The sequence below is a fragment of the Mesonia maritima genome (assembly GCF_042433895.1).
Classification (GTDB): domain Bacteria; phylum Bacteroidota; class Bacteroidia; order Flavobacteriales; family Flavobacteriaceae; genus Mesonia; species Mesonia maritima.
In genome coordinates, this window is record NZ_JBHLUA010000003.1 from 232,653 (window position 1) to 255,300 (window position 22,648).

The 22,648-nt window shown below is 33.2% G+C and carries 18 protein-coding genes; 8 read left to right on the forward strand and 10 right to left on the reverse strand.

The features are described 5' to 3' along the window. Positions 1–68: 68 nt before the first annotated feature. The 6 genes from ACFFGL_RS02085 to ACFFGL_RS02110 form a co-directional block, all read right to left on the reverse strand. Complete coding sequence (locus ACFFGL_RS02085; RefSeq protein WP_309727370.1) at positions 69–2,333, reverse strand: aconitate hydratase; 2,265 nt, start codon at positions 2,331–2,333, stop codon at positions 69–71. A 371-nt stretch (positions 2,334–2,704) separates the two neighbouring features. After that, positions 2,705–3,865 (reverse strand): fibronectin type III domain-containing protein, encoded by a 1,161-nt coding sequence (locus ACFFGL_RS02090; protein WP_309727371.1) that lies wholly within the window; start codon positions 3,863–3,865, stop codon positions 2,705–2,707. A 34-nt stretch (positions 3,866–3,899) separates the two neighbouring features. Beyond that, positions 3,900–4,853 (reverse strand): AAA family ATPase, encoded by a 954-nt coding sequence (locus tag ACFFGL_RS02095; RefSeq protein ID WP_309727372.1) that lies wholly within the window; start codon positions 4,851–4,853, stop codon positions 3,900–3,902. A 6-nt stretch (positions 4,854–4,859) separates the two neighbouring features. Further along, on the reverse strand, positions 4,860–6,266 hold the full coding sequence (locus tag ACFFGL_RS02100; protein WP_309727373.1) for a peptidylprolyl isomerase: 1,407 nt from the start codon (positions 6,264–6,266) through the stop codon (positions 4,860–4,862). 13 nt (positions 6,267–6,279) lie between these two features. Continuing rightward, positions 6,280–7,131: a peptidyl-prolyl cis-trans isomerase gene (locus ACFFGL_RS02105; protein WP_309727374.1), complete on the reverse strand. Its 852-nt coding sequence runs from the start codon at positions 7,129–7,131 to the stop codon at positions 6,280–6,282. Continuing rightward, positions 7,124–9,031 (reverse strand): peptidylprolyl isomerase, encoded by a 1,908-nt coding sequence (locus ACFFGL_RS02110; protein ID WP_309727375.1) that lies wholly within the window; start codon positions 9,029–9,031, stop codon positions 7,124–7,126. Before ACFFGL_RS02110 ends, ACFFGL_RS02105 begins: the two co-directional genes overlap by 8 nt. A gap of 119 nt (positions 9,032–9,150) precedes the next feature. Here ACFFGL_RS02110 and ACFFGL_RS02115 point away from each other — a divergent pair, with 119 nt between their 5' ends. After that, a complete protein-coding gene (locus ACFFGL_RS02115) occupies positions 9,151–9,606 on the forward strand; it encodes an SRPBCC family protein (protein ID WP_309727376.1) in 456 nt (151 codons plus the stop codon). Positions 9,607–9,764: 158 nt separating this feature from the next. Here the strand turns inward: ACFFGL_RS02115 and ACFFGL_RS02120 are convergent, their stop codons facing one another. After that, a complete protein-coding gene (locus tag ACFFGL_RS02120) occupies positions 9,765–10,697 on the reverse strand; it encodes a peptidylprolyl isomerase (RefSeq protein ID WP_309727377.1) in 933 nt (310 codons plus the stop codon). Between the two features lie 103 nt (positions 10,698–10,800). Beyond that, entirely contained in the window at positions 10,801–12,999 is a 2,199-nt protein-coding gene (gene recQ / locus ACFFGL_RS02125; RefSeq protein WP_309727603.1) for a DNA helicase RecQ, read from the reverse strand. Between the two features lie 85 nt (positions 13,000–13,084). Here recQ and ACFFGL_RS02130 point away from each other — a divergent pair, with 85 nt between their 5' ends. Genes ACFFGL_RS02130 through ACFFGL_RS02150 form a run of 5 tightly spaced genes read left to right on the forward strand, consistent with a single transcriptional unit; the run spans position 13,085 to position 16,250 of the window. Next, the gene (locus ACFFGL_RS02130; protein ID WP_309727378.1) at positions 13,085–14,047 is read left to right on the forward strand and encodes a KpsF/GutQ family sugar-phosphate isomerase; all 963 of its coding nucleotides are present in this window, start codon (positions 13,085–13,087) and stop codon (positions 14,045–14,047) included. A 1-nt stretch (position 14,048) separates the two neighbouring features. Next, positions 14,049–14,870 (forward strand): twin-arginine translocase subunit TatC, encoded by an 822-nt coding sequence (gene tatC / locus ACFFGL_RS02135; RefSeq protein WP_309727379.1) that lies wholly within the window; start codon positions 14,049–14,051, stop codon positions 14,868–14,870. A gap of 28 nt (positions 14,871–14,898) precedes the next feature. Further along, the gene (locus ACFFGL_RS02140; protein ID WP_309727380.1) at positions 14,899–15,267 is read left to right on the forward strand and encodes a carboxymuconolactone decarboxylase family protein; all 369 of its coding nucleotides are present in this window, start codon (positions 14,899–14,901) and stop codon (positions 15,265–15,267) included. Between the two features lie 31 nt (positions 15,268–15,298). After that, entirely contained in the window at positions 15,299–16,039 is a 741-nt protein-coding gene (gene lptB, locus ACFFGL_RS02145; RefSeq protein WP_309727381.1) for an LPS export ABC transporter ATP-binding protein, read from the forward strand. A 16-nt stretch (positions 16,040–16,055) separates the two neighbouring features. Next, positions 16,056–16,250 carry a PLDc N-terminal domain-containing protein gene (locus ACFFGL_RS02150; RefSeq protein WP_374708751.1) on the forward strand — a complete coding sequence of 65 codons (195 nt, stop codon included), beginning with the start codon at positions 16,056–16,058 and terminating at the stop codon, positions 16,248–16,250. A 5-nt stretch (positions 16,251–16,255) separates the two neighbouring features. Here the strand turns inward: ACFFGL_RS02150 and ACFFGL_RS02155 are convergent, their stop codons facing one another. Next, complete coding sequence (locus ACFFGL_RS02155) at positions 16,256–17,011, reverse strand: CDP-alcohol phosphatidyltransferase family protein (protein WP_309727382.1); 756 nt, start codon at positions 17,009–17,011, stop codon at positions 16,256–16,258. Between the two features lie 130 nt (positions 17,012–17,141). Here ACFFGL_RS02155 and ACFFGL_RS02160 point away from each other — a divergent pair, with 130 nt between their 5' ends. Both ACFFGL_RS02160 and lnt read left to right on the forward strand, forming a co-directional pair. Then, positions 17,142–18,212, forward strand: coding sequence for a putative type IX sorting system protein PorV2 (locus ACFFGL_RS02160; protein ID WP_445352046.1), 1,071 nt, complete (start codon positions 17,142–17,144; stop codon positions 18,210–18,212). A 63-nt stretch (positions 18,213–18,275) separates the two neighbouring features. After that, a complete protein-coding gene (lnt, locus tag ACFFGL_RS02165) occupies positions 18,276–19,865 on the forward strand; it encodes an apolipoprotein N-acyltransferase (RefSeq protein ID WP_309727384.1) in 1,590 nt (529 codons plus the stop codon). 3 nt (positions 19,866–19,868) lie between these two features. Here lnt and ACFFGL_RS02170 read toward each other — a convergent pair whose 3' ends face one another. Continuing rightward, positions 19,869–22,634, reverse strand: coding sequence for a hypothetical protein (locus tag ACFFGL_RS02170; protein ID WP_309727385.1), 2,766 nt, complete (start codon positions 22,632–22,634; stop codon positions 19,869–19,871). Positions 22,635–22,648 lie beyond the last annotated feature (14 nt).

Sequence of the window (22,648 nt, forward strand, 5' to 3'; positions counted from 1 at the left end):
TTTATTTTCAACTAAAAACAAAAAACTCCTGCTTTTCAGCAGGAGTTTTTCTTATTTATAAAGTTTGATTATGCGTTTAACTTCTTGATTAAGTTAAGGGCAGAACCTTCTTTGTACCATTCAATTTGGTTTTCGTTGTAAGTGTGATTTGTTTTAATCAAATCTTTAGTTCCATCAGCGTGAACTACTTCCACGGTGATAGGTTTTCCTTCTGCAAAATCTTCTAAATCAATAAAGTTGAAGGTATCATCTTCTTGAATTAGATCGTAATCATTTTCATTAGCAAAAGTAAGCCCTAACATTCCTTGTTTCTTCAAGTTGGTTTCGTGAATACGAGCAAAAGATTTTACGATAACCACTTTTACACCTAAGTGTCTCGGCTCCATCGCTGCATGTTCACGAGAAGAGCCTTCACCATAGTTATGATCTCCTACAACTACTGTAGGAATTCCTTTTTCTTTGTATTCACGTTGGGTATCCGGTACTCCTCCATATTCTCCTGTCAACTGACTTTTTACAAAGTTAGTTTTCATATTGAAAGCGTTTACCGCGCCAATTAGACAGTTATTAGAGATGTTATCTAAGTGACCTCTGTAACGTAACCAAGGTCCAGCCATAGAAATATGATCGGTAGTACATTTACCATCTGCTTTAATTAATAATTTTGCGCCTAGTAAATTTTTACCATCCCAAGGTTCAAAAGGAGTTAATAGTTGTAAACGTTCGCTATCTTCTGACACACTTACACTAACACCAGAACCATCTTCAAGTGGCTCAACATAACCGTTTTCTTTTACTTCAAATCCTTGAGAAGGAAGTTCTATACCTTGTGGTTCTTCTAACATCACTTCCTCACCATCTTCATTGATTAACTTATCACGAGTAGGATCAAAATCTAACCGACCTGAAATCGCGATTGCGGCAACCATTTCCGGTGAACCTACAAACGCATGGGTATTTGGATTTCCATCAGCTCGTTTCGAGAAGTTTCTGTTGAAGGAATGTACAATTGTATTTTTTTCTTCGCCTTTACGATCACTTCTATCCCACTGGCCGATACAAGGTCCGCAAGCGTTAGTGAAAATAGTGGCATCAAGATCTTCAAAAATCTTTAATAAACCATCACGCTCTGCAGTGTAGCGAATTTGCTCTGAACCAGGATTAATTCCGAAATCAGATTTTGCTTTAATTTTTTTATCTACCGCCTGTTTTGCAATAGAAGCAGCACGCGTTAAATCTTCATAAGAAGAATTGGTACAAGAACCGATTAATCCCCAATCTACATCAATTGGCCAATCGTTTTCTTTCGCTTTTTTACTCATTTCAGAAATAGGCGTTGCTAAATCTGGCGTGAACGGTCCGTTTAAATGTGGTCTTAATTCTGATAAATCAATTTCGATAACCTCATCAAAATATTGTTCAGGATTTGCGTAAACCTCATCATCTCCAGTTAAATGTTCACGAACTTCATTTGCAGCATCGGCAACATCGTTACGATCTGTAGCACGTAAAAAACGCTCCATTGAATCATCATAACCAAACGTTGAAGTTGTTGCCCCAACTTCAGCTCCCATATTACAAATGGTTCCTTTTCCTGTACAAGAAAGGTTTTTAGCACCTTCCCCGAAATATTCTATAATTGCTCCGGTTCCACCTTTTACGGTTAAAATTCCGGCTACTTTTAAAATCACATCTTTAGAAGCGGTCCACCCGTTTAATTTTCCGGTTAATTTAACCCCAATTAAACGTGGGAATTTAAGTTCCCAAGGCATTCCTGCCATTACATCTACAGCATCTGCTCCACCAACTCCAATGGCAACCATTCCTAATCCACCGGCATTTACAGTATGCGAATCGGTACCAATCATCATTCCGCCAGGAAATGCATAATTTTCTAACACTACTTGGTGAATAATTCCTGCTCCTGGTTTCCAGAAACCAATTCCGTATTTATTAGAAACCGAACCTAAAAAGTCAAAAACTTCATGGCTAGTTTCATTTGCGCTTTTTAAATCTTTAGCGGCTCCTTGTTTCGCTTGAATTAAGTGATCACAATGAACGGTAGTTGGAACTTCAACTTTCTTTTTTCCGGCTTGCATAAATTGCAATAAAGCCATTTGGGCTGTTGCATCTTGACAAGCAATTCTATCTGGAGAAAAGTTTACATAATCTTTTCCGCGCTCGTATTTTTGCTCTGCAACGCCATCCCAAAGGTGAGAATAAAGAATTTTTTCTGAAAGTGTTAATGGTTTACCTACAACTTTACGTGCTTTTTCAACACGTTCAGCCATTTGAGCGTAAACCTTTTTTATCATATCAATATCGTATGCCATAGAATTATTTTTTTGAACAAATGCGAAATTACGGAATTATAATGAATTTTAAAAATAAGCATTGATTTTACTTATTCACTTAAAAAAAATCAATTAAATAGAGAAAAAATTAATTATAATGAATCCAAATAAGTGATTTGGTACGAATATTTATCATATTCATAATTTTAAATAATAGAAATAGGAAATCGATAAAAAATCCGTGAAAATTTTATCTACTTCGAATTAAAGGAAATGGCTTCAATAATCTAATGAATCAATAATTTTAAAGAAAATATTATCAAAATAGAACGATGAGTTTTTAAATGCGAAAAAATAATACCATTAGCGCTTAAGTTAATTTACATAGATTACCTTGGTCCAAATAAAATTTATAAAGTCTTACTATTTATATAATGTAGTTCAATTTCAGGATAAGTGATACTCGAATCTACCTCTTGAATTGTTATTTTCGAAGGGTAGTTTAAATCATTATACTCATAATCAAATGTTCTTATTAGATTACCGTTAAGTATATATTTAGTAGGATTATTTACATTTTTATTTATAAAAAATGGCAGGTACTTTATAACCTCTATAAACTCATCATTCAAAAAAAGTAAACCTCCCGAGTCTTTAAAATTATAAATACGGCTATCTAATAGAAAAGCATCATAAGTATGGAAATTATTACTATTATCATATTCAATATTTAATACATTTCCATCAAAATCCATTTCAATAAGATTTCCAGCTTTAGAATATTTAAAAGTTAAGCTATTTACTTCCTGAGTATTTAGATTTGTTATCGTTAATTTAGACAGACAATCATCACTATTTAATGTGTAATCGATATTTTTTTCATTAATAAAATCTTCACTACCACCAAATCTTTTTAATGTTTGAATTACATTATAGGAATTATTTGTAAAATTACTATAATAGAATTCATAATAAACATCACTATCTCCTTTAAGAATAGTTATCTCATCGATTTGATTCGAAGAATAATTAAAGGTTACCTTATTCAAATGTGGAAAACGGTTAAGTTTGCTAATTTTATTATCATCGTTATAATAATAATTAGAAGAAATTGGATGAATGGCTCTAGGAAATAATTTCTGAGTCAATTGTTCATTTTCATTATAAGTTAAACTTATTGAATCTCTACCTGAAGAGTACAAAAAAATATAATTGGTTAATAATAATTTTCCTGTAGCTGAAGTGGAAAAATCCTCTTGTAAAGTAACAAGGTTATTATTTATATTTTCATAACTAATTTTGACAGAGTATTGAGTTGATGGGGTTAAATTTTGAAAAAAATACTCATTAGATGAAACTTCATCATCAATCAAGTCATCATTTAAATATAAGGCAAATAAAGAGCCATCTAATTTATCGTCTTCACTAATCGTCCACTTTACATTAACAGATGATGTGGTAATATTTTCTAGCTCAATTTTTGAAGTGCTATCTTTAATTTCAATAGAATCATCGTCGCTAGAACACGAAAAAATGGAAATAATTAGTAATATATAAATATAATTTTTCATTATTTTATTTTTAATAAATATATGAAAAATAAACCTAAACAAGTTCCGCAATAATTTGCTCTTCTGAATAACCTTCGGCTTCGGCTTTATAATTTTTTATAATTCTATGACGCAAAATTCCGTTAGCAACTGCTTGAACATCTTCAATATCAGGTGAAAATTTTCCTTTTGTAGCAGCATTGGCTTTTGCCGCTAAAATTAAATTTTGTGAAGCTCGCGGTCCGGCGCCCCAATCTACATATTCTTTTATGATTTCTGGTGCGTATTCTCCGTTAGGACGAGTTTTCGCTACTAATTTTACCGCATATTCTACCACATTATCAGAAACCGGAATTTTACGAATAAGCTGTTGGTATTTTATAATTTCTTCCGCAGTGAAAAGTGGAGCGATTGTTACTTGTTTATCTGCTGTCGTATTTTTTACTACGTCTATTTCTTCTTGAAAACTTGGATATTTCAGAAAAATAGAAAACATAAAACGGTCTAACTGCGCTTCGGGTAAAGGATATGTTCCTTCTTGCTCAATTGGGTTTTGCGTGGCTAGTACAAAATAAGGCTGGGAAAGTTTGTAATTGTGACCCGCGACGGTAACCGATTTTTCTTGCATCGCTTCTAATAAAGCGGCTTGCGTTTTTGGCGGCGTTCGGTTAATTTCATCTGCCAAAATAATGTTTGAAAAAATAGGTCCTTTTAAAAATTTAAACGTTCTATTTTCATCTAAAATTTCTGAGCCCAAAATATCACTAGGCATTAAATCTGGCGTAAACTGAATTCGTTTAAAATCTAATCCTAAAGCTTGAGAAATTGTGTTTACCATTAGCGTTTTCGCCAAACCGGGAACACCTATTAACAATGCGTGACCGCCGGAAAAAACCGAAAGTAAAATTTCATTAATTACTTCATCTTGACCAACAATTACTTTTGCAATTTCTCTTTTTAAATCGGCATATTTTGCTACCAATTCTTCTACTGCTTTAACATCAGACATATAAATTTATTTTTTTTGCCAATTACTATTGAAAGAACATTTTTTGTATTCGCCGTTTATTTTAATGTAGGTTTCTGCAATGGTTTCTTTTTGCCATTTTTCTACCGCTTTATATTTTTTTTCACGTAAAGCTAATTCTTTAATTTTAGAATAATCTTTTGCGTAATCGGCGATATGTTCTGGATAGCGATTGGTTACGGTAATAATTTTGAAGAATTTTTTTCCGGTATTGGTTTGATCGGTTAAAATTAACGAAACTTCATTCTCTTTTAAATTTACAACCTGATCGTAAATTATTGGATCAACTTTGGTTAATTCAAAACGAGTATCTCCTGTCGTTGGGTTTATTAATTTACCACCGTCCCCTCTGGTTTCTTCTTCATCTGAAAGTGTTCTCGCAGCTTCATCGAAAGAGATATTTCCTTTTACAATTTCTGTTCGGATACTGTCTATTTTTTTCTGTGCGTTTTTCACCGTTTCCTCAGTAACTTCCGGTGTGATGATAATATGTCGAATATCTAATTTTTGTCCGCGGACTTTGTCTACGGTTACAATATGATAACCAAATTCAGATTTAAATGGTTTGCTGATTTCTCCTTCGCGTAAACTAAATGCAATTTGCTTAAAATCTTTATCTAACGGATCTTCTCTAGTAATTGTTAATTTACCTCCTTTTGCGCTGGTACCATCTTCTGAATAAAGTACAGCTTTGGTGGCAAAACTTGCGCCATTTTCAATAATATCATTTCTAATATCATTTAATTGCTTGATTACTTTTTGCTTTTCTTCCTCTGGAATTTCAGGTTCGATGACAATTTGTGCGATTTCTACTTCATCACCAAATTTTGGACGTTCATCTTCTGGAATTTTATTGAAAAACTCACGCACTTCTTCTGGCGTTACTTCTATATTTTCAACAATTTTATCTTGCATCGAATTGGCTAACTCACGTTCTTTATTAATTCGAATTAATTCTTTCCGAAGTTCTTCTACGCTTTCTTTTCGGTAAAACTCTAAAAGTTTATCCATACTACCGATTTGTTGCTCCATTCTGCTTAATTGTTGGTCTGTCATTCCGCTAATTCTAGCTTCAGAGACCAAAATAGTAGTATCTTGTTGGGCTTTATGCACGTACAATTTATTTTCCATTAAACGACCGGCTAATTGGCAATTGGTGATTTCTTCAGAAGATAAACCTTGGTTTTTCATATCTTCTCGCATTTTAGTGATATCGCTTTCTAAAATAAGATAATCGCCAACTACGGCAGCAACACCGTCGGCTTTCATTCTTTTTTTCTTCTGAACGGTATCTTTTTTTACTAGCGGAACTTCTTTTTCTTCACCAGTAACAACTAACGTACTGTCTTTTAAATTTTGTGCGTTTACGTGAATTCCGCCGAGAAGGAATATCACGAGTAAAAAGTGCTTAGTTATAAATTTCAAATTTTTCGCTTTTAATTGCATCTTTTGTTATTTCTTTTTCAATTTTCTTTGCCAATTCTAATTTCCTACGGTTCAGCAAAATTTGTTTTATCGTAGGTTTTGCATATTCTAAAGGCGCTTGTTGTTTTCGCAAAAGTACGTCTTTAACTTTAACTAAATAAACTCCTGTAGAATCTTGAAGTTGCAAAAAATTATCTTTCTGTAAAAAAGCTTCTTTATCTTCGATGTTTAAAGGCTTTACTTCTTCATAAATATTTCTTGCACTTACCCAAATACTATCGTTTAAAGAGATAGATTTAAATTTTAAAGATTCTTTTTCTAAAAATTTGATATCTTTTTCTTCAAAACGTTTAAAACGTTCTTCAATTTTGTCGAGCTTCGGAAAATTTTTATTTAAATGAATATAACGCAGTTTTACCAAATCTTGGTTGAGTTTAAAATTCTCACGATTTGCGTTAAAATAAGCTTCAATTTCATTTTCGGTTAGCGTGGTATCGAGTTGTTTCCCGATAATAATATCTTTATAAGCTTCGATATAAAGTTCTTTTCGGTAATCAGCTACAAGTTGTTCAAACTTTTCCTGTTTCGCTAACGGAAGGTTTAATTTTGCTTGATCCATTAATAATTGTTCTGTCGCCCAGCGTGTTATAAAATTATTCACCATTAACAGACTGTCTTCTTTTGAAATTTTCTGTGAAAGCGAATTTTTTAAATCTTCTTCATATAAATAAGAATCATTTACACGCGCCAACGCCTGTTTCGGTTCTTCTTCTTGAAAATAAGAACAACTGCTAAGGCTAATTATTAAAAGAATTATGTAAGCTGTTTTATTCAAATTTTCTCTTTGTTTTTTCTAGCACCTTTTTATTAATTTCGATATCGTGCTTTTCTCTAAGCGATTTTAACCACTCTTTTTCTAAGGTATTTTGATAGTCTGAAATTACCGCTCCGCGTGCTTCCTCAAAAGTTTTTTGTCTTTTTTCTTCTTTTTCGTGAACAGAAACTACAAGAAATACACCATTATTTTTATATACTTTCGAAATGCCTTTATTTGCTTTAAATTTTTCAGGAAGCGCGCTCGAATTTTCGGTGAATTTCCCTTCCGTGATGATGACTTTATCGAACTTTTCTGAAATTATTTCTTTCGAATCTTCATTCTTTAATTCACGTCTCACCTTTTTTACAGTTTTTTTATCCTCTGAAGAATAAATTACCGCGTCATAACTGGTCGCTTTTATATAATTTTCTTTATAATTTTCATAGAATTTTTTAAGCGCAAGTGTATCTTCCGTGGCAGGATTCCAGATTTTCTTTTGCATTAAATCGAAAAGTAATAATCCGTTTTTATATTCTTTTACGATGGAAGCGTATTCTGGATTTGTTTCTGCTAAATGTGCTTTATGATAATTGACTAAAAAATCGTTTTTATAATTTTCATAGGCTTTTTGAATTTGTAAATCGGTTATGCCTCGTTTTGAAACCGAATATTTTTTTTCAACGAAATCTGCAAATTCCTGAAACGTTTTTCCTTCTCCATTTATAGCGATTAAAAGTTCATCTGCATTTTCGATTTTCGGATCTATTTTATTGCTGAATTTCTCAAAAACCGCCTTTCTATTTTCATTTTCTTTAACGGCATAAAGTTCTTCAATATCTTCAATTAAATTTTCATTTATTAATTGTGATCGGGAATCTGACTTTATTTTATTTTCCAAATGTGGTCGCTCTTCTTCTAAACTTCCAATCGGTTTTTTGCTGAATAATTTTATAATATGCCAACCGTATTTTGTTTGAAAAGGTTCGGTTATATCGGCACTATCTTGCAAAGCGAATGCTTTTTCTTGAAAAGTTTCAGAGTTTAAAGTTCCGCGCATAAACGCTCGCAACTTTCCGCCATTTACAGCTGTATTTTCGTCTTCACTAAACTGTTTTGCTAGATCGGCAAAATCTGCTCCGTTTTGTAATTTATCGTAAATTAACTCAATTTGCTGTTTTACTTTTACCGAATCTTTATCCTTTGTATTTAATAGAATATGCGCTACATTTACTTCGCCATCATTTTTTCTACGCTTATTAATTTTCACAAGATGATACCCGAAACGGGTTTTAAAAGGTTTTGAAATTTCACCTTCTTTAGTATTGTAAGCAGCAGTTTCAAAAGGATAAACCATTTTAAAAACGCTAAACCAACCTACATTTCCTTCATTTGCTCTTACGGAAGGATCTTCTGAATATTCCTTAGCAACCGTCACAAAATCTTCACCACTTAAAATTTTGTTTCGCGCTTCTTCAATTTTTTTATAAGCTTTTAACGTGTCTTTTGCAGTAGCTTGATCACTTACTTGCACTAAAATATGACTCGCATTAATTTCTTCTTGCAAACGTTTATAAGCTTCGTTCACCAATTTTTCGGTTACTTCGCTATCTTTTAAATATTTTTTCGCAAGCTGATTCTTATATAGAGAAAATTCCCGCTGAAAGGTTTCGAGCGTATCTAAGCCCATTTTTTCAGCAGCCATTAATTTTAATTGATAATTCACAAATAAATCGATATAATTGTCGACATCTTCTTGCGATTTATCTTCAATAAGTTTCAGGTTTTTCGAAAAAACTTGTTCAAATTCACTTCTGTAAATTGGTTTATTATCGATAGTCATTAAAACCTCATCTGCCTCTTGAGCTTTCGTTGCAAAACTTACGGCAAGTATAAAAAGTAACGCGAATATTTTTTTCATTGAAAAGATTTCTGTTAATGCGCTCAAAAATAAGAAAACAATTGCTTTTAGCAAGCTATAGCTTAACGTAGATTAATAATTTTAAGTATTTTAGTGATTAAAATTTTATTTTTTTAAGCATGAAATATACCACTGAAATAATAATTAACGCTCCACGAGCTGAAGTAATTGAAAAAATGGATAGCGTTGAAAATCTAAAGCATTGGCAACACGGGCTTCTAGAGGCAAAACCACTATCTGGTGAAGTTGGTAAAGAAGGTTCTACAATGCGTTTAAAGTATAAATTCGGAAAACGTGATATGGAAATGATTGAAACGGTTCTAAAAAATAATTTACCGGAAGAATTTCATGCAACTTACGATACCAAAGGCGTTCATAATATTCAGAAGAACTTTTTTGAAGAATTACCCAAAGGAAAAACAAAATGGATTTCTCACAGTGAATTTCAATTTAGCAGTTTGGCTTTAAAAGTAATGGGATTTTTAATGCCAGGTGCTTTTAAAAAACAGTCCAAAAAATATATGGAAGATTTCAAAAATTTTGTGGAACAAGGAAAAAGCGTAGCAGAACAATAGAAAAAAGAGACTGTCTAAAAAGTCTATTTTCCGTCAACCTGAACTTGATTCAGGTTCTCATCCTGATTTGTATTTCAGCAAGATGAGATTCTAAAATAAATTTAGAATGACGTTTTTTTTAACCTTTTCAGACATTCTCTTTTAATATTTATTTAAGTTTAGGAAACTGAAATTAATTCTACTTCAAAAATTAAAACCGCGTTTGGCGGGATAACTCCACCGGCTCCACGCTCACCAGATCCTAATTCTGATGGAATTACGAACTCAGCTTTTTCGCCTTCAGCAAGTAATAAAATTCCTTCGTCCCAACCCGGAATTACGTGACCAACACCTACCGGAAATTGAATAGGATCGTTTCGTTTAAATGAAGAATCGAAAACGGTCCCGTCTAACAACATTCCTTTATAATGAACTTTTACGGTTTTTCCTTTTTCAGCTTTTTTTCCTTCGGTTTTATGGGTGATTTTATAATATAAACCGCTTTCTGTTTTTTCAAAACCTTGAGTTACTTTCGCGATTTTTTCTTCTTGCTCCTTTTTGGCTTCCGCTTCTCTTTTTGCTTTGCTTTCATTAAATTCTGCAAAAGCTTTTGCAGCATCAAAATTTTCGGCCTCTTCTCCTACTCGTTTAATTTCTAAACTTTCAATTTTATCGTTTTGCTGAATAGAATCTACCACATTTTGACCTTCAACCACTTCTCCAAAAACAGTGTGTTTCCCGTCTAGCCATGGAGTTTCTAAATGCGTAATAAAAAATTGACTCCCGTTTGTTCCAGGTCCGGCGTTTGCCATTGAAAGAATTCCCGGTTTATGATGCGTTAATTCTGGATGAATTTCATCATCAAACTGGTAACCCGGTCCCCCGGTTCCGGTTCCTTTTGGATCACCGCCTTGCACCATGAATTCTGGAATTACACGATGAAATTTAAGTCCGTCGTAGTACGGTTCACCTTCAGCTTTGGCTTTGTTTTCTATTTTTCCTTCTGCAAGACCTACAAAATTACCAACCGTTCCCGGCGTTTTTTTATAAGTTAATTGCACTAAAATTTCTCCTTTTGTAGTGTTGAATTTTGCGTATAAACCGTTTTCCATGAATTGTTATTTTTTTGAAAGTGCAAATATAAGGTCTTCTAAAACGGCTTCCTAATAAATTTGGAGCACAAAAAAATCCGAAGAAAACTTCGGATTTTTAAATTTAGTTAGCGACATCACTTATAAATTTAATTCGATAAAGTCTTATTTCTTCATCTTCAAATTCACCATCAAACTCTTCCATGGCTTCTTCTACATTATCGGTTTCAGAATCTAGAAAATATTCGTGTAAATCTTCTTGTTGTTCTTCATCTAGAATTTCATCGATCCAATAGGAAATGTTAAGTTTGGTTCCACTATATACAATAGCTTCCATTTCTTTTATGAAATCGCTCATTTCCATTCCTTTTGCATCTGCAATATCAGTAAGCGGCAATTTTCGGTCTACATTTTGAATAATGTAAAGTTTTAACGCACTATTGGCACCGGTAGATTTCACCACTAAATCGTCTGGACGGGTAATGTCATTATCGGCTACATAACTTTCAATAAGTTGAAGAAACTCACGTCCGTATTTTTTGGCTTTCCCTTCTCCAACACCATGAATATTAATTAATTCTTGCATTGTGATAGGATATTTTACAGCCATATCTTCTAAAGACGGATCTTGAAAAACTACAAATGGCGGAACTTCTTTTTTCTTCGCTACTTTTTTTCGAAGATCTTTAAGCATTTTCATTAATCTATCGTCTGCAGACCCGCCGCCTTTCTTGGGAGTAATTATATTTTCAGCATCATCGGTATCATAAATATGATCTTCGGTCATCATAAATGAAGAAGGATTTTGTAAGAATTCTTCTCCTTTTTTTGTTAACTTAATTACACCGTAGGTTTCAATATCTTTACGCAACATTCCATCAACCAATACTTGACGAATTAATGCCATCCAGAAATTAGCGTCTTTATTTTTTCCTTTTCCAAAAAGCGCATTTTCATCGGTTTTATGGGATTTTATTAAAGCGTTAGATTTTCCAATTAAGGTATTAACTACTTCTTTACTTTTATAAAGTTGATTGGTTGCTTTTACGGTTTTCAGCAATAACTCAACTTCTTCTTTTGCTTCGTGTTTTTTCTTTGGATTTCTTACATTATCATCCATATCGGCTCCTTCGCCGGTTGTATCATCGAAATCTTCTCCAAAATAATGAAGAATAAATTTTCTACGAGACATAGAAGTTTCTGCATAAGCAACTACTTCTTGCAAAAGTGCATGCCCAACTTCTTGTTCGGCTACCGGTTTGCCGCTCATAAATTTTTCGAGCTTTTCGATATCTTTATAGGCGTAAAAGGCGAGGCAATGACCTTCACCGCCATCTCTTCCCGCTCTACCGGTTTCTTGATAATAACTTTCGATACTTTTTGGAATATCATGATGAATTACAAAACGTACATCGGGTTTATCGATTCCCATTCCGAAGGCAATTGTAGCGACCACAACATCGGCATCTTCCATTAAGAACATGTCTTGATGTTTCGCGCGTGTTTTAGCATCTAAACCTGCATGATAAGGAATCGCCGAAACACCATTTACTTGAAGTGTTTGAGCTAATTCTTCAACCTTTTTTCGGCTTAAGCAGTAAATAATTCCGCTTTTTCCTGAATTCTGTTTTACAAAACGAATAATATCGGCATCGACATTGGCCGTTTTTGGACGAATTTCATAATATAAATTCGGTCGGTTAAAAGAAGCTTTAAATGTATTTGCATCAGTTACGCCTAAGTTTTTAAGAATATCTTCTTGTACTTTTGGTGTAGCGGTTGCTGTTAACGCAATTATGGGAATATTATCTCCAATTCTACCGATAATTCTTCTTAAATTTCGGTATTCGGGTCTAAAATCGTGACCCCATTCTGAAATACAATGAGCTTCATCAATCGCTAAAAAAGAAATATTTTCCTTTTTAAGAAAATCTATATGTTCTTCTTTTGTAAGCGATTCGGGCGCAACGTAAAGCAGTTTTGTTATTCCGTTAGAAATATCTGCTTTTACTTGTTTTACTTCGGTTTTGTTCAAAGAAGAATTTAAAACATGCGCAACGCCGTGTTCAGATGAAATTCCGCGAATAGCATCTACCTGATTTTTCATTAACGCGATAAGTGGAGAAACCACAATGGCGGTTCCTTCTTTTATAAGCGCAGGAAGTTGGTAGCATAGCGACTTACCGCCTCCTGTTGGCATGATTACAAACGTATTTTCGTTTGCGACAATACTTTTAATTACTTCTTCTTGTAATCCTTTAAATTGGCTAAAACCAAAATATTTTTTTAATTCGTGGTGTAAATCGATTTCTGTCAAACTGATTTTTTATGTTACAATTTTACATACCTTTGTCATACTAAAGATACATATTTCTTTAGTACTTACAAATTCAAATATTACAAAATTAATGCTTCAAAACAACATACTTTCGGTTGCAAAAGAAACAATTTCCAACGAAGCAAAAGCTGTTGAAAATCTCAAAAATTTATTAGATCAAGAATTTTCCGATGCCGTTGAATATATCTATAACTCCAAAGGTAGGGTAATTATTACAGGAATTGGCAAAAGTGCAATTATTGCTACTAAAATTGTAGCGACATTAAATTCTACCGGAACGCCTGCAATTTTTATGCATGCTGCAGATGCGATTCACGGCGATTTAGGAACGATACAAGAAGAAGATGTTGTGATTTGTATTTCTAAAAGTGGAAATACACCAGAAATTAAAGTCTTGGTTCCGCTTATTAAAAATTTTAAAAATAAACTCATTGCCATTACAGGGAATAAAGAATCTTTTTTAGGAACACAAGCAGATTTTGTACTCAATGCTTATATTGAAGAAGAAGCTTGTCCTAATAATTTAGCTCCCACCACAAGTACAACAGCGCAATTAGTTATTGGCGATGCGCTTGCGGTTTGCCTGTTGCATTTAAAAGGATTTACCAGTAAAGATTTTGCAAAATATCACCCCGGTGGCGCTTTAGGAAAAAAATTATATTTACGAATTAGTGATATTACTTCAGAAAATAAAAAACCAAAAGTCACTCCAAATACGAAGATTAATCAAGTAATTGTAGAAATTTCTGAAAAAATGCTTGGAGTAACTGCGGTAATTGATAACGATAAAATTGTGGGAATTATAACCGATGGAGATTTAAGAAGAATGCTTTCTAAAAACATCGATTTCTCAGAATTAACCGCAAAAGATATTATGGGAAAAAACCCTAAACTAATTTCGAATAATGCGATGGCTGTTGATGCGATCGATTTGTTGGAGAAAAATGAAATCTCTCAATTAATTGCTGAAGAAAACGGAAAATATAAAGGTATTGTGCACCTTCATAATTTAATAAAAGAAGGAATTATATAGTATGGCAAAAAAAGTTAAAAAAAGTGCCGATGAAATGTCTTTTCTCGACCATCTTGAAGAATTAAGGTGGCATCTTATACGATCTACAATAGCAGTGGTAATTGCTGCCGGAATAGCCTTTTTAGCAAAAGGTTTTATTTTTGATGTTGTTTTATTCGGACCTAAAAAAGCAGATTTTGTTACGTATGATATCCTGTGCAGAGCTGCTCAATTTTTAAGCTTAGATGAAAGTTTTTGTTTTACAGAAATTCCGTTTAGAATACAAAGTAGAACCATGGCGGGACAGTTTAGCGCACATATGTGGACCGCAATTACCGCAGGTTTCATTATTGCTTTTCCTTATATTTTATATGAATTTTGGCGATTTCTTTCTCCCGCGTTACACGAAAATGAACGCAAAGCCTCAAAAGGTTTCATCATAATTTCATCTTTATTATTTTTTATAGGCGTTCTTTTTGGATATTATATTGTAGCTCCGCTCTCGATTAATTTCTTAGGGAGTTATCAAGTAAGCGAAGAAGTTTTTAATGATATCGACTTAAGTAGTTATATGGGCTTGGTACGAACTTCTGCTCTTGCCAGCGGGATAGTTTTTGAACTTCCCATAGTTATTTTCTTACTTACAAAATTAGGCGTTGTAACACCGGAAGCTTTAAAAAAGTATAGAAAATTTGCTTTAGTTGGAATTTTAATTGTTTCCGCAGTAATTACGCCGCCAGATATTGCTAGTCAAGTAATTGTATCAATTCCGGTATTAATTTTATACGAAATAAGTATTTTTATTTCCAGAATAGTTTTAAAAAGGCAACGAAAGAGAACTTAGAAATCAATTAACAAAAAAGGAGTAAGAAATGATCGATAAAGTAGATGAGTTTAATGCCTACCGCCAGAAAATGAACGATAAAATTCTAGGCGAAAACAATAAAGTATTAAAACGAATTTTTAATTTAGATACCAATTCTTTTACGGAAGGAGCGTTAGATAAAAATACCAAAGAACTTTTAGGACTAATTGCTTCGGTGGTTTTACGCTGCGATGATTGTGTAAAATATCATTTAGAATCGAGCTACAAATCTGGTGTAACGCGTGAGCAAGTTGTAGAAACCTTAAGTATTGGCACATTAATTGGTGGAACAATCGTCATTCCGCATTTAAGAAGAGCATTTGAATATTGGGAAATCTTAGAGCAGAAAAAAGAACATTCCGAAGCTGAAGAATAAAATTCACTTCTAATTTTTTTGATAACTATCTATGAAATTAAAAGCAGACAATCTTGTAAAAGCATATAAAGGCAGAAAAGTTGTAAAAGGCGTTTCAGTTGAAGTAAACCAAGGAGAAATCGTTGGACTTTTAGGACCAAACGGCGCCGGAAAAACTACTTCTTTTTATATGATTGTTGGCCTTATTAAACCAAATTCCGGTAAAATTTATCTAGATAAATCTGATATTACCAAATTTCCGATGTACAAACGGGCTCAAAACGGAATCGGTTATCTTGCGCAAGAAGCTTCAGTTTTTAGAAAGTTGAGTATTGAAGATAATATTATGAGTGTTTTAGAACTCACTTCCCTTTCTAAAAAAGAGCGTGAAGAAAAAATGGAAAGTTTAATTGAAGAATTCAGTTTAGGTCATATTCGTAAAAGTCGAGGCGATTTATTATCGGGTGGTGAACGAAGAAGAACTGAAATTGCCCGCGCTTTAGCGACCGATCCAAAATTTATTTTATTAGATGAACCTTTTGCCGGTGTAGACCCCGTAGCGGTAGAAGATATTCAACGAATTGTAGCGCAACTTAAAAATAAAAATATTGGGATTTTAATTACCGATCATAACGTCCAAGAAACCTTAGCAATTACTGACAGAACTTATTTAATGTTTGAAGGAAGTATTCTAAAACACGGTCAACCGGAAGAATTAGCCGCAGATGAAATGGTTAGAAAAGTATATCTTGGTCAGAATTTCGAACTTCGGAAGAAAAAATTATTTCAATAAATAAAATTTTCAGCGAATGAATCCTTTCCTCAGCAACATATTAATTACTGCATTTATTCTAAGCTTTATCCCAAGTGTAATTGCCGCTTTTGATATTGCAAAAAGTAATTTAAGAAGAAACAAAAAACTCTATTGGTTTTTTATAGTATTTTTCTTCCATCTTCCCGGATCGCTTATTTATTTCACTGTTGGAAGAACTCAAAAAGCTTAAATAAATTACGCTTTCTTATTTTTTCCCGATAAAATTATTGATAAAAGTACATAGCTAATAATTAATATTGGTAGGGCTAGATACTGTAAGGTAACTAATAAAATTAAAGCCAAGAGTAAAAATCCGTAGCGAAACCAATTTTCCTTCACGCCCCAAGTTTTAAATTTTAAAGCGAATAACGGTAATTCAGCATTCAAAATAATAGCGCTAAAAATAGTTAAGCCTATTAAAACCCATTGATTTAAAATAAGTTCAACCGCAAAAGGATGAGGCTGAAAAGCTAAAATTAATGGAAGACTAAGAATTAAAATTGCATTTGCCGGCGTGGGCAAACCTATAAACGAATCGGTTTGGCGTTCATCTACATTAAATTTTGCTAAGCGATAGCCAGAACCTAAACTTATTAATAAACCTAATAACGGTAAAATTGGCATATCGAAACTTAAATAATTGGTAGCCGACCAATCTACTACTGCCGTTTCAGGTTGATATTCAATAGCATTATTCAATAATTGAAACATTACAATTCCCGGTACTAAACCACTAGTAACCATATCGGCTAACGAATCTAATTGTAAGCCTATTTCACTTTGTACGTCTAAACTACGAGCAGCTAACCCATCAAAAAAATCAAAGAAAATACCGAGACCTACAAATAAAGCTGCGGTTATCAAATTATTTTGAACAGCCAGAATAACCCCAATACTTCCGCAAAGTAAGTTTAATAAGGTAATAATGTTCGGAATATGTTTTTTTAGCATTTAGCAACAGGTTTTTAAGATATGCTAAAATACAAAACTAGAACTACACTTTACATTTTTAGGCAATAACTCGGTATAATTAAAGTTATATTGTAAAATAATAAAGATATTTGCGCAAAATTTAAGCTTGGTGAGAAATTTACTTCTATTCATTTTTTTTCTAAACATTTTGACGGTTTCAGCTCAAAGCGTTCGAAAATATTCAAATGAATTTTTGAATATTGGAGTCGATGCTGCAGCTTTTGGAATGGCAAATGCCGTTACTGCAACCACGGGCGATGTAAATTCTGGCTATTGGAATCCCGCAGGTTTAGTAAAAATGGGAGACAACGAAATTGGCTTAATGCACGCGAGTTATTTCGCAAATATTGCCAATTACGATTATTTAGCCGGCGCAATGCCGTTAGATGATAAAAGCGCGGTTGGTTTTAGTGTTATTCGCTTCGGGGTCGATGATATTTTAAACACCACACAACTTATCGATGAACAAGGAAATATAGATTACAATAGAATTAGTCTTTTTTCAGCAGCAGATTACGCCTTTACTTTTTCTTACGCCAGAAAATTACCGCTAGATGGTTTTACCTATGGTGTAAACGCTAAAGTAATTCGAAGAATTATTGGTGATTTTGCCACTTCTTGGGGATTCGGTTTTGATGTCGGAATTCAATTTGATGCCGGAAATAACTGGCAATTTGGTGCAATGGCACGCGATATTACCACAACTTATAACACGTGGAATATAGATGAAGATGAATTTAAAACGATACAAAATGCGGTTCCGGGAGAAAATCAAAAACTTCCTGAAACTACAGAAATTACACTTCCAAAATTACAAGTAGGTTTAGCAAAAACTTTTACCATTCGCCACGATTTCGATTTTAAAACTGAAGTAGATTTAAATATGCGCTTTGCTGAAACCAACGATTTAATTTCTACCAGCGCGGTGAGCGTTTCGCCGGCACTTGGTTTTGAAATCGGTTATATAGATTTAGTTTATTTACGCGGCGGCGTTGGTAATTTTCAAAATGTAGAACAATTTAACGGCGATTACCGCGTAGGTTTTCAACCTGGTTTTGGAGTTGGTTTTAAATACAAAGGAATTCATGTAGATTACGCGTTTACTGATATTGGCGATCAAAGCGTTGCTTTATATTCTAATGTTTTTTCATTAAAGGTAGATTGGAGTATTTTTAGATAATTTCAATAAAATCGTAATTTTCATCCTAGCTTTATTATTTTTGAAATCACTCAAAAACCTCGCATGAAATATTTTATTCTTGCCCTTATTACCGGAATTTTACTCGCGCTCGGTTGGCCAACCTATGGTTTTCCGGCTTTATTATTTTTAGGTTTTGTTCCACTATTATTAGCAGAATTTCAACTTCGTACTAAAGAAGTTCACAAACGAGGGTTAAAAATTTTCGCCTTAAGCTACCTCAGTTTTTTGACATGGAATATTATTACTACAAATTGGCTTTATTTTTCAACGCCTTTCGGAATGTGGTTTGCCGTTTTAGCCAACAGCTTATTAATGAGTTTGGTTTTTTTAATTTATCATTTAATTGCCAAACGCGTTAATTTTTTAGCCGGTGCAACTTTTTTTATCAGTTTATGGATTTGTTTCGAAAAACTTCATTTAGGTTGGGAATTTTCTTGGCCGTGGCTAAATTTGGGAAATGGATTTTCTGAATATTATTCTTGGATCCAGTGGTACGAATATACAGGAACTTTTGGCGGAACGCTTTGGGTGCTTTTTGTAAACTTCAGCATTTTTAAATCTTTTTTACTTTACGTTCAATATCGAGAAAAAGGAATTTTATACCGCGGGATTTTAAAAAATTTAATTCTCATTCTTCTTCCGATAGGGGTTTCTTTTATGATTTATGACGCGTATGAAATTGATAAAAATTCGTCGTTAGAAGCTGTTATTTTACAACCCAACATAAATCCGTATACCGAAAAATACAACACGAATGATCGTAGAATTGGCGAATTATTAACGCAACTTTCAGCAGAAAAAGTAAGTAATAATACGTCCTTAGTTGTTGCTCCTGAAACTGTTTTTGCAAACGGAACGCAATTGAAAAAATTTAAACAATCGAACGCTTATTTCTACGGAAAAGAGATTAGCCTAAAAAATAAAAACCTCAATTTTTTAAGCGGAATTTCATTTGTCGATACCATTTACGAGGAAGAAAATATTACGCCGCAATCTAACTTTTATCAAGAAGGTATTTGGTTTAACGATTATAATTCAGCTTTTTTATTGAATACTACTTCTGAAGAGCAACTTTACCATAAATCAAAATTAGTGGTTGGTGTAGAAAATTTCCCCTATCAATCTACTTTAAAACCTATTTTAGGAAACATAATGATCGATCTTGGCGGAACCGTAGCGATGAAAACTACACAACCTAACCGCGAAGTTTTCACGTTATCAAATTCAGCTAAAGTAGCTCCTATTATTTGTTACGAGTCGGTTTATGGCGAATATGTAACAGGTTATGTAAAAAACGGCGCCGAGTTTTTAAGTATTATCACGAACGATGCTTGGTGGGGAAATACGCAAGGACATAAACAACATTTAAGTTACGCGCGTTTGCGGGCAATTGAGACAAGACGCGATGTGGTGAGAAGCGCAAATACAGGAATTTCAGCGTTTATAAATCAGAAAGGAGAAATTACACAATCGCTTGGTTATGAAAAACGTGGAAGCTTAAAAGGAAATGTTCAGCTAAATAATGAGAAAACTTTTTATGTTCGCTTTGGCGATTATATTGCGCGAATCGCTCAGTTTTTAACTTTATTTATTTTTCTTTTCGCTGTAGTGAGAAACCGAAAAAAAGTCTAACATTTAAAAGCCACTAGATTTAAATTTTTTCCGTTCTACTTTACGATCGCGTACTTTAAAGGTAAAACTTATATTTTTTAATTCGCCCGTTTTAGCCTCTAGCGTTTGGTTTTGCCCGATAGTTTCTACGCGACTTGCGCTATTATACATTTCTATAGAAGCTTTATATTTACCTTCAGGAACGTAAACTCTAAAGTTTCCTCGAGCATCGGTTTTTGCTTTAAAAGTTTCGCCTTTTTGGTTAATTAAAGTCACCGTTAAACTGGAAAGTTCACGCGGTACGTTATAACTTAATTCTGAAGATTTGTAGCTTACATTTCCTTTTACGGTAACGGTTTTATCCATTCCGATAATTATTTCGGTATCATCAATTAGATCGACAGTTTGGTCTGCGGCGTACCATTCTTTTGTATTAAAAATATGAATATTATACGAATCTTCCGGTAAACGTTTGTAACGAATCATTCCTTTGTCATTAGTTCTAAACGCTTTTCCATTTACCAACAATAATTCTCCCGCCGCTGGTTTTCGCACTAAACTATCGTTCTGATTATTATAATAAACGTAAACTTTTAAATCGTGTCTTTTCTCATCAATTTTCAACTTCGAAAAACGCTTAATTACGCCAAATTGCATAGTTGATGTATTATAATAACTGGTTGAAAAGTCACTCATAAAGGTTGAAAAATAAACATTGAAATTTGCCGGAAGTTGGTAATCTATTCTTCCGTTTAATTGTAAATAAGGATCGGTAAAAGTGCTTGACGTATAGGAAACACCACCGCGAATTTGTAGTTTATTATCGAAAAAACTTTTTTGCAACGTTGGGACGAGGTTTAAAATTTCATATTTATCGGTGGTATTAAAACGGATTTTAGAGAAAACTTCCCCTAAGAAAAAACTATTGTATTGATAATAAGCACTGAGATTAAAAAATTTCCAATTATAATTTAAATTGAATTTAAAATGCGGTTTTTCTTCGTTAGTTAAATCGGTTGAATAATAACCGCCTTCCCAATTAAATGAAATATTTTGTTGACTTATGGCGTCGTTATAACTTGCGTTTATAGAAACTCGTTTCGCTTTTAATTGGTGTTTTTCAAGATTAGTTCCACTACCTAATAAACCGCTTCGTTCTTCTATATAATAATTAGGAACTAATGAAATAGAAAATTTTTTCATTCTTCTAGAAACTCCTAAACTATATTGAACTGTAGTAAAATCACGTAATGTAAAATAATCAGGATTTAGTTGCTTTGGGTCGAAACGCAAATAATTATACAATCCCCAAAAATTAAATTTATCGGCATTATAAGTTAAGCGTTCAGTAAAATTTAAAGCTCCTTTTCGTAATCCTGCGTAATAACCCGAACTAGCGTAATTATTACTATTGAACGTAAATCTTCCCTTTTTAGCGAAAAAGATAAGTTCTGCCGCAGCGCCATCTTTAGAAATACTATCGTTAGAATGTAATTCACTTCTGCTTACCGAAGTACTCGCTTTCAGTTTTAATTTTTCTTTATTTATAATATTGGTTTGCGCAGTTCCGATATACAATTTGTAATCTTGATTAGGATCGTCATCATAAATCATACTCACATTGTAACCATCTTTTAGCCAACCGCCTTTTCTAGAAAAATCTACCCAACCCGCGTTTCCGTAAGAATTTTGTGTATTATTTATTAACGTATAAGATTTGTTTAAACCGCCAATTTCTAATCGATTATCATGATTATCTTTATAATAACCTTCTACTCCACGCCCAATTAAATTTACCACATCTGAACGAAATAAATTTCCCGCTTTCACGCCAATGTGATCAGAATCGTATTTTACCCAGGTGTTTCTCACCAATAATAGCTCGTTGGTTTGCCACCAATTCAAATCGATATTCGATTGAATGGTTCCCTTTTTTAACTGAAATTGATTATTCGCATAAAAAAAATATTGATAATTATCTCTACTTTTTTGTCCGCTGAAACTTACAATATTATTTTGCGCAAAACTATTCGGGTCATACTGTTTTAAATCTTCTTGATAACGTCGCGATTGTTTTACAGAATTTACGTGAATTCTTCCCGTTCCAAAAATATCGCCGTTATCATATAAAGCTTTCAGTGAAATTTCAAAATCATCAAGCTTCAACATTTTTTTATCGACAATTTGCGTGAGTTTTATAATGGTATCGTGAAAAGATTCAATTTCAATTCTTTTGCGCTCTAATTGATCTGAAGTTGGCGTTTTAGGAAATCGAGATAATAAATTTATGCGCTGTTTTGTATTGCCGAGGTTATCGATTCTTACTTCATAGGAAAGCGTATCGCCAATATTTTCGAAAATTAAATTTTCATTGTTCAGGTAAAAACGAATCATTTTTCGTTCTTCAACATTTACTGAAATTTTTTCTGAATGCAATAATTGCTTTTCAGCATTTAATAAATTCGCTTCAATTAAAGTAGTTTTTCCCGCTTCGGCACGTTGAGCAATAATTCCTTTAATGGGAATAAAAATACTATCACGCGCATATAAAGAATAAGCAGATTCTTTTGTATTAGCTAAACGAATACTTTGCTCGTCATACTTAAAATCAACAAAAACGTTTTTTTCTTCATTTTCGTAATTGACCAACTTTACATAAAAGCTCACAATCTCACCGTTAGAAGCTTGCAGTTTTTTCTCTGAAAGTTCAAAGGAAATATTGCTTTGCCCAAACGTTAAGTTGAAAAAAATGAAGGCAAAAAAAATGGAAAAGCCTTGCTGCTTTTGCATGAAACTTCAGTTTT

Coding starts and splice junctions, on each gene's coding strand:
- ACFFGL_RS02085 (WP_309727370.1), bottom strand. CDS start 2,333: ATGGCATACGATATTGATATGATAAAAAAGGTTTACGCTCAAATGGCT.
- ACFFGL_RS02090 (WP_309727371.1), bottom strand. CDS start 3,865: ATGAAAAATTATATTTATATATTACTAATTATTTCCATTTTTTCGTGT.
- ACFFGL_RS02095 (WP_309727372.1), bottom strand. CDS start 4,853: ATGTCTGATGTTAAAGCAGTAGAAGAATTGGTAGCAAAATATGCCGAT.
- ACFFGL_RS02110 (WP_309727375.1), bottom strand. CDS start 9,031: ATGAAAAAAATATTCGCGTTACTTTTTATACTTGCCGTAAGTTTTGCA.
- ACFFGL_RS02115 (WP_309727376.1), top strand. CDS start 9,151: ATGAAATATACCACTGAAATAATAATTAACGCTCCACGAGCTGAAGTA.
- ACFFGL_RS02120 (WP_309727377.1), bottom strand. CDS start 10,697: ATGGAAAACGGTTTATACGCAAAATTCAACACTACAAAAGGAGAAATT.
- ACFFGL_RS02130 (WP_309727378.1), top strand. CDS start 13,085: ATGCTTCAAAACAACATACTTTCGGTTGCAAAAGAAACAATTTCCAAC.
- tatC (WP_309727379.1), top strand. CDS start 14,049: ATGGCAAAAAAAGTTAAAAAAAGTGCCGATGAAATGTCTTTTCTCGAC.
- ACFFGL_RS02140 (WP_309727380.1), top strand. CDS start 14,899: ATGATCGATAAAGTAGATGAGTTTAATGCCTACCGCCAGAAAATGAAC.
- lptB (WP_309727381.1), top strand. CDS start 15,299: ATGAAATTAAAAGCAGACAATCTTGTAAAAGCATATAAAGGCAGAAAA.
- ACFFGL_RS02150 (WP_374708751.1), top strand. CDS start 16,056: ATGAATCCTTTCCTCAGCAACATATTAATTACTGCATTTATTCTAAGC.
- ACFFGL_RS02155 (WP_309727382.1), bottom strand. CDS start 17,011: ATGCTAAAAAAACATATTCCGAACATTATTACCTTATTAAACTTACTT.
- lnt (WP_309727384.1), top strand. CDS start 18,276: ATGAAATATTTTATTCTTGCCCTTATTACCGGAATTTTACTCGCGCTC.
- ACFFGL_RS02170 (WP_309727385.1), bottom strand. CDS start 22,634: ATGCAAAAGCAGCAAGGCTTTTCCATTTTTTTTGCCTTCATTTTTTTC.